This window comes from Bradyrhizobium sp. 142 (assembly GCF_023074015.1).
Lineage (GTDB): Bacteria > Pseudomonadota > Alphaproteobacteria > Rhizobiales > Xanthobacteraceae > Bradyrhizobium.
In genome coordinates this window covers 1-677 of the sequence record NZ_JADPKQ010000490.1, presented here as the reverse complement: position 1 = coordinate 677, position 677 = coordinate 1, and the positions used below count along the sequence as shown (strand labels likewise).

Annotated in this window: 1 protein-coding gene; it reads right to left on the bottom strand. The window is 60.7% G+C overall.

Annotation, left to right across the window (positions count from 1 at the left end):
- Nucleotides 1–591, bottom strand: a 591-nt coding sequence (locus IVA82_RS44340) for a transposase (protein WP_247493926.1), incomplete at its 3' end; no start/stop codon positions are given.
- Nucleotides 592–677 lie beyond the last annotated feature (86 nt).

The following is a 677-nucleotide window of genomic DNA, read 5'->3' as shown; positions in this document are numbered from 1 at the left end:
CTCAGGATCGCGCTCGCCGGCAAGGATCGCGCGTATGATACGCAGGCCGGTCGCGCCGGTGATGTCGGCGACGACGTGGTGCAGCTGAAGATTCATCTCCATCAAGGCCTTCTGCATATGCTGGATGTGTGAGGCCGCGTACTCCAGCAGACGCTCGCGCTGACGCACGTAGGCTCGCAGCTCGGCAATCTGCCCTTTGGGCCGAAAGCTGGCCCGCAGTAACCCGAATGAATGGAGCCGCTGCAGCCATTGCGCATCGCTAACATCGGTCTTTCGCCCCGGCACGTGCTTGGCATCGCGCGCGTTGACAAGAAACACGGTAAATCCCCGAGCATCGAGAAGCTCGAAAATCGGAATCCAGTAGACGCTGGTCGATTCCATGACGACGGTCTCGACGCCGCATTCAGTAAACCAGTCGACCAGCCGATGCAGATCGGCCGTGAAGGTACCGAAGCTGCGGACCGACTCGGGTGCGCGATCTGGCCTCACGGCAGCCATGTGCATAGTCGCTCCGACGTCGATGGCAGCCGCGTTTGGGTGCACCATCGGCATCTTACCGTCGTTCCTCGACTTCGATCTTTTGGGATTCATCTCCAATCCTCCTGCTGACGGCGGCGGAAGGGCTGGGCTGCGCTATTGGTCAGATTCCTAAACGGGATCGCCGGATGGCGTCACCA